Raw genomic sequence first — 6,520 nt, 5'->3', positions numbered from 1 at the left:
CTCTAGCTTAATTACTGAGGGGACATGTGTCTCACTCTATATTAGCACGAAGGGAGTCTTCACTATATCGGAAGGCTTTACGGAGGCAGGAGAGGAATGGGCATAGTCAGGAAGGTCGTTTACGGCAGAGCCCATGAAAGCATGGAAGAAAAGATAGAGGAGGGTCTTGCCCTCACTCCCGGCGAACGGCATGAGCTGGCCTGTGCCCTGAGTTTTCATGTCCTGGAAGTTCTGAAAACGCAGAAGATTGATCCCTATGAAGAGGAAGGCAGCCCCCCCCGGTCAAAGAGAGTCATAGAGCTCCCCGGGAGGAACCGTGAAGCCTGAGAAACTTCTGAAAAATCTCTACCATGAGCTTTCAAGATCTGGAAGATTTGATATGCTCCAAAAAAAATACCGGCAGAACCATTGACGAGCAGGATATTGAGAAGCTAGAATTTCTGAGGGGGCGGGCACTTTAAAGCTGCGGGAAAGGGCTCCCCGCTCATCGGCGAAAGAGCTCTACAATAAAAGGGGGGCACCTGCCATGAAGCACTTCCAGGCCATTCCTCATGTGATGCTTTTCCTATTGGCGCTGGGCTCTGCTGGCTTTCTGACGGCCAGCGCTTCACCGGGCGCCGATCTGCATTTTTCCACGCAGGAGCTCAAGCCCATGCCCTCGGCGGTGAGCAATGCCGCCGTGCTGGCCTTCAAAGGGAGAATCCTGGTCATCGGCGGGAACGACACGAAAGGCGCCACGAACCTCTTTCGCGCCTTCAATCCGCTCACGGGCGAATGGTCAGGGCTCCCTCCCATGCCTGCGGCCCGTTATGCCCACATGGCAGGGATCTACAGGGGAAAAGTCTACGTCTTCGGCGGGATGGCGGAAAAGAACGGGAGCCCCCTCTATGTGAAGGCCGTGGAATCCTATGACTTCGGCAGGAAAAAGTGGGACAACGAGGGCATCATTCCCGAAGGGATGGCCCGCTCGGCCCTGGTGGCATACCGCGGGAAATTCTACCTGATGGGCGGCGAAAACGACGAGCGGAAGGCCCTGGCCACTGTCTATGCCTATGACCCTCTCGGGCGGCGCTGGGAAAGAAAGCGCGACCTCCCTTACGGCGTAAACAGGCACTGCGCCCTCACAGACGGGCAGGAGCTCATTATCGCAGGCGGCATGGATGAGAAGGGGACTACCCTCTCCAGGGTCATCTCGTACGTGGCAGAAGACGATCGATGGAAAGATGAGCCTCCCCTCATAAATGCCCGCAAGAACTTCGCCGCCTTCACCCTCGGCAGAGCTTTCATGGTGGCAGGGGGATGGGATGAGAAAGAGGGGCGGAGGACTTTCCTTGACTCTGTGGAAAAACGCGAGACAGGCCGGACCGTCATGAACTGGGAGAATGCCGGAAAGCTCATTGGGGGGCGTGACGGGCTGCGCGCCGCAACATTGAGAGGAAGGGCTTATTTTCTCGGGGGTTTTGACGGCACAGAGCTTGCAGCGAGAGTCGAGGAAGGATCGTGGCACACCAGGGTAAGCCATTGGAACATCAACAGGGACCTGAAATTCCACCTTGCCTCATACAGGGACTCCGACACGCTCCTGGAAAGCCGGAACTCCCGAGCCGCAAAACCCCTGGCCTTCAATCCCCCTTTCATGCCGGACATCACCAACATCAACCTGAAGAGCATCAGGGCCCTGGGCTTTCCTCTCACCCCGCGGCCCGACCCTGCGAAGTTTTACCTTAAATTCTATGAATACCCCATGCCGCTTGATCATTCCCTTTCCGTGAGAAAGATCGCTGCCCCCCTGGGCATCTTCTCAATGGCGCGGGGCGGCGATCTTCAACACTTCATCACAGAGAAGAAGCACGTGGTGGTGAAGAAGGGATTCATTGCGCCGCCTTCCAGGAAATTCTCCCCCCGGGACCCCTATCCCCCGCTCCGCTACGCCGTGAATCCCCTCAAGGCAGGCGGAAAAACCATAGAGCCCCAGGATTATTTTGACAGCGCCATCCCCTTCTCATCGCTCTACGTGACGCCTGGAGAGGGTGAGAAAGCTCCTGCAGGTCGAAATGAAGCTGCAAAATGGAGCGCCGGGGGAGTGCTGGCCTTCCATGGAGAAATCATCGCCCTCCTGGAGCAGACCTTCACAGCGGCCGCAGGGCCAGAGCCTTCCAAATTTCATTACTTTATTGATGCCGAGGAAGGCACTGCCTCCATCGACACGCCCCGCACCGTCACCGTCATAAGAGTCCCCCGGGAGCCGATGGTCTTTTCGAACTGGAAAACCCTGCCCATGCCCCAGGACCCGGAGCATGTGTTCCTCTCGGGGCTCCTTCTTGTATTTATTGACCGCTACACGGTGAAAGAACTTGAGAGCGCCATGGGCAAAGATTCACTGATGCATATCATCAAGTCGGGGAAAAAGATTTATTCTCACGTCTTTGAAGTAGGATCGGTGGTCATCACAAAGAAGGATTAATGTGATATAATAGAGCATATTGAGAGCGATTTTCAACAAGACCATTTGAAGCAAAAGAGGTGCCCCATGGGGAAAAAACTGTCACAGGTCCTTGAAGAGGCTGGAATCACCATTGGTGGGGATGGCGGCGAGAAAAGGCAGGGCGGGAAGGATCGGGAGGTGAAGCGCGAGCCCGGCGCAAGGGCCCGCACGCTTCGCGAAATCTATTTTAAGACCCTCAGCTCGGCGAACAACGAGTTTCCTTACTGGTACTGCAGGAAATACTTCGAGCTTGACTCTGAGATCCCCGTGGTGAGGCGCGCCAGGGCCCTGAAGGAAGCCTTTTCGCACCTTACGCCCGTGATATATCCCGGAGAGCTTATCGTGATGGGGAGGGCTTCCTATTACCGCGGCTCCTTCCCCATGCCCTGGCTTTCCGAGGGTTTCTATATGGCAAGAGAGGACGAGTTCTACAAGGAGGCCATGAAGCGGGGCGCCACGAGCGCCGACGAGCACTCGCGTTTCGGCGCCGGCGGCGGGAACGTGACGGAGAGCTTCGGGAAGGTGGTTTCCATCGCCGGGAAATTCGGCATGCGCGCCGAAGAGGTACCGGCGCTCCTTTCACTTGCCAGGATGTGGCATACAAGGTCCGTTGACGACCTTGGCCACGCTTACGAGCAGTGCGTGCCGGGCTATGATATCAAGGAGAAGATCATGCGCTCCATCGTGTGCATGTTCGACTCGGGCTACACCCTTCCCCAGGGCCGCGAGGTCATCAACTATTACTATCCGCTCCAGTACGGCTTTGACGGCATTAAAGCCATCGCCAGGGAAAAAATGGCAGCCGTCGCCGGGAATGCCGACGGCGACGGAATCGCGGGTATGAACAGGCTTTACAACTACAAGGCCGTCATCGAGGTGACAGAGGGAATCCAGGCCTGGATTGAAAATTATGCCCGCGAAGCCAGGAGGCTCGCCGGCTTCTCAAAGGAGAGGAAAAAGGAATATATTGCCATCGCCGACTGCCTCGAATGGATTGCCCACAGGCCGCCCCGCACCTTCAGGGATGCCGTGCAGCTCTGCTGGACCATCCACATTGCCGTCCTCAACGAGGACGCCATCTCGGGGCTCTCGCCGGGAAGGCTCGGCCAGGTGCTTTATCCTTACTACGCCCATGACATGGAAAAAGGCCTTATCACCAGGGATGAAGTGCTTGAGCTGCTGGAGTGCCAGCGCGTCAAGTTCACATGCATAGACTGCTTCGCCTCCATGGGCGTCGTGGGCGGCGTGCTCTCGGGGAACACCTTCAACAACCTGAGCCTTGGGGGCCTTGACCGCGAGGGTAAGCCTGCCGCGAACGACCTGGAGCTTCTGTTGCTCGAGGCGGGAATCACCCTTGCCGCGCCGCAGCCTACCCTCTCGGTCCTCTACGATGAGCGCCTCCCCGAGGAGTTCCTGCTGAAGGCCATCGAATGCGTGAAGACGGGCACAGGATACCCTGCTTTCATGAACAACCGGGTGGCAATGGACTTCATCAATGAGCATTATGGCCCTGAGGGCATGACGCCGCGGGAAGCCCGCGCATGGGCCGTGGGCGGCTGCCTCGAGACGTCGCCGGGCTCATGGATGCCCCTTGACTTTGAAGGGAAAAGGTGGTGGATACCGGGCGGCTCAGGCCAGCCCACGAGTGTGGGCGTCCATTTTATCTCGCTGCCCAAGGTGCTGGAGCTCGTCCTTTTCGACGGCGTGGACAAAAGGACAGGGGAGCGGGTTTTTCCCGCCCACGGGAAGAGCCTTGCCACCTATGAAGATCTCTTCACCCAGTTCCAGCACTATTTCTCAATGGCCGTGGAGGTCCTCACCCGGTGCAACAACATCCAGCACGACGTATGGCGCAAGAACAACATGGCCGTCTTTCATTCCCTTCTCAAACCTGACTGCCTTGAGAAGGGGCACCTGATAAACGAGATGGGGTATCGCTACAATGCCACCTTCAACGTGGAGTCAACGGGCACCGCCAACCTGGTGAACAGCCTCGCCGCACTCCGCCACCTTGTCTATGACAGCAAAAAGCTCACCCTTGACGAGATGAAGGAGGCCCTCCTCGGCAACTTCGGCTTCAAGACCGCCCAGGAAGTCAACTCCTTCAGCCTCATGGACCAGGAGAAGCGCGATGAGAGCGGAGCTTATGACAAAATCCACTTTCTCTGCCTCACGTCACCCAAGTACGGCAATGACGATCCTTATGCCGATACCATATTGAAGGACTGGGAGGAGTGGTTCTGCTCCATGTGCCGCCGTTATGAGTCGCTCTACGGGAAGCCCCTTTACCCCTGCCAGATTTCAGTCTCGACCCACGGCGCCATGGGAGCCGCCACGCTCGCGGGGCCTGACGGGCGCCTTTCGGGAACCACCTTTGCCGATGGCTCTCTCTCAGCATACCCGGGCACTGACAGGAAAGGTCCCTATGCCCTCTTCACGTCGGCAACAATATGGGATCACTCGCAGTCGCAGAACTCGCAGATGAACCTGAAGGTTCATCCCGCGACCGTGAAGGGCATGGAAGGCGCGCGGAAGCTCCTGGCCCTCACAAGGGCTTACATGCGGGCCGGCGGCTTTCATGTGCAGTACAACATCGTTGACTCAACACTGCTGAAGGAGGCGCAGCTTGATCCCGACCATAACCGGGAGCTCATGGTCCGCGTGGCGGGCTTCACCCAGTACTGGGTGGAGATTGGCAAGCCCATCCAGGACGAGGTCATTGCACGAACGGAGATAGAGGAGGTTTCATGATGAAGGAAAGTGCGGCACGGCACAGGGACTGCAGGAATTTCGCCCCTGTGGACGTGATAAAAGGGATTTGCCACATGACTGAAGAGACGGTAAGCGCCGATGAAGGCTCGTGCCCCTCATGCATCTGCCTTCCCCGGTGCAGGGAGTGCCTGAATTACGAGGAGGCCTCAGCGGGCCTGGGTAAATGCGCCGCCTCAGTGACGGGATTCTTCGCCTATGAAGAGATGGCGGCTGTCACGTGCGAGCTCTACAGGCACCGTGATGAAAACTTCTGAAATACCTGATGGCCTCATATTCGACATCCAGGGTCATTCCGTCCATGACGGGCCGGGATGCAGGACCCTCATCTTCATGGCAGGGTGCCCTCTGCGCTGCGAGTGGTGCGCCAATCCTGAAGGACAGTATGCCCGCCCCGTGCTCATGTACCGCCCCGCCAGGTGCCGAAGGCGCCCATGGAGCTGCGTGAGCGCCTGCCCCCGCGAGGCCATCACCTGCAGGCAGAATCAGGAAATCCCCCTCTCCTTCAACAGGGCCCTCTGCGACGAATGCCGCACCTACGAGTGCATCACAGCCTGCTTCAGCGAGGCACTTGTGCTGAGCGGTGCATATTATTCCCTCGAGAAAGTGATGCACATCATCAGGCGTGACAGGGATTACTGGGGAGAAGGTGGCGGCATTACCATCGGCGGCGGCGAGCCCCTCAAGCAGCCCTCTTTTGTCACGGCCGTCCTCGAGAGCGCAGGAGCCGCCTACATTCATACCGCGATAGAAACATCGGCCATGAGCCCCCGGGAGACCTTTCACCGCGTGTTGGCCCACGCTGAATGGGCTTTTATTGACATCAAGCACATGGACCCGGTAAAGCACCGGGAGGGCACCGGCGCCGACGTGGAGCCAATCCTCGCAAACATCTCATCCCTCGGGAACTCTTCATGGAGCGGAAGGGCCGTCATCAGGGTGCCCGTCATCCCGGGATACAACGATACCGAGGAGAACATGAGGGCCACGGGACGCTTTGTCCGCTCGGCAGGACTCACGGAGATGAACCTGCTCCCCTTCCACAGGCTCGGGGCTTCCAAATACACGGCCCTCGGGAGAGCCTGCCGCTATGGATCCACGGAATCTCCAGCCGATGAGCATGTTGACAGCCTCGCGAAGTATATTGAAGACGAAGGCGTCACGTGCTACCGGGGCCACGACACCCCATTCTGAGGAACTGCAGGCTCGGAGCTTCCATCTGTGAGGTCCTTTGAAACCCGGCAGCTTTCACCAGTTTTCGCACGG

5 protein-coding genes are annotated in these 6,520 nt (G+C 57.9%); all 5 read left to right on the top strand.

Translation table 11 applies throughout. The features are described from left to right. Positions 1–96: 96 nt before the first annotated feature. Positions 97–327, top strand: a complete 231-nt coding sequence (locus RDV48_30375) for a hypothetical protein (protein MDQ7827143.1) — start codon at positions 97–99, stop codon at positions 325–327. Positions 328–526: 199 nt separating this feature from the next. Continuing rightward, positions 527–2,464 carry a hypothetical protein gene (locus RDV48_30370; protein ID MDQ7827142.1) on the top strand — a complete coding sequence of 646 codons (1,938 nt, stop codon included), beginning with the start codon at positions 527–529 and terminating at the stop codon, positions 2,462–2,464. A 66-nt stretch (positions 2,465–2,530) separates the two neighbouring features. Then, on the top strand, positions 2,531–5,236 hold the full coding sequence (hpdB, locus tag RDV48_30365) for a 4-hydroxyphenylacetate decarboxylase large subunit (GenBank protein MDQ7827141.1): 2,706 nt from the start codon (positions 2,531–2,533) through the stop codon (positions 5,234–5,236). Next, a complete protein-coding gene (gene hpdC, locus RDV48_30360) occupies positions 5,233–5,511 on the top strand; it encodes a 4-hydroxyphenylacetate decarboxylase small subunit (protein MDQ7827140.1) in 279 nt (92 codons plus the stop codon). Before hpdB ends, hpdC begins: the two co-directional genes overlap by 4 nt. After that, positions 5,498–6,448: a glycyl-radical enzyme activating protein gene (locus tag RDV48_30355; protein ID MDQ7827139.1), complete on the top strand. Its 951-nt coding sequence runs from the start codon at positions 5,498–5,500 to the stop codon at positions 6,446–6,448. The genes hpdC and RDV48_30355 overlap by 14 nt, the downstream gene beginning before the upstream one ends. Positions 6,449–6,520 lie beyond the last annotated feature (72 nt).

Source organism: Candidatus Eremiobacterota bacterium (assembly GCA_031082125.1).
Classification (GTDB): Bacteria; Vulcanimicrobiota; CADAWZ01; order CADAWZ01; family Ess09-12; genus Ess09-12.
Note: the sequence above shows the minus strand (reverse complement) of the source record. Positions and strands in the feature narration are given on the sequence as shown.

What these genes read in the sequence shown, in the direction of transcription:
- RDV48_30375 (MDQ7827143.1), top strand. Translation starts at nt 97, where the DNA reads ATGGGCATAGTCAGGAAGGTCGTTTACGGCAGAGCCCATGAAAGCATG.
- RDV48_30370 (MDQ7827142.1), top strand. Translation starts at nt 527, where the DNA reads ATGAAGCACTTCCAGGCCATTCCTCATGTGATGCTTTTCCTATTGGCG.
- hpdB (MDQ7827141.1), top strand. Translation starts at nt 2,531, where the DNA reads ATGGGGAAAAAACTGTCACAGGTCCTTGAAGAGGCTGGAATCACCATT.
- hpdC (MDQ7827140.1), top strand. Translation starts at nt 5,233, where the DNA reads ATGATGAAGGAAAGTGCGGCACGGCACAGGGACTGCAGGAATTTCGCC.
- RDV48_30355 (MDQ7827139.1), top strand. Translation starts at nt 5,498, where the DNA reads ATGAAAACTTCTGAAATACCTGATGGCCTCATATTCGACATCCAGGGT.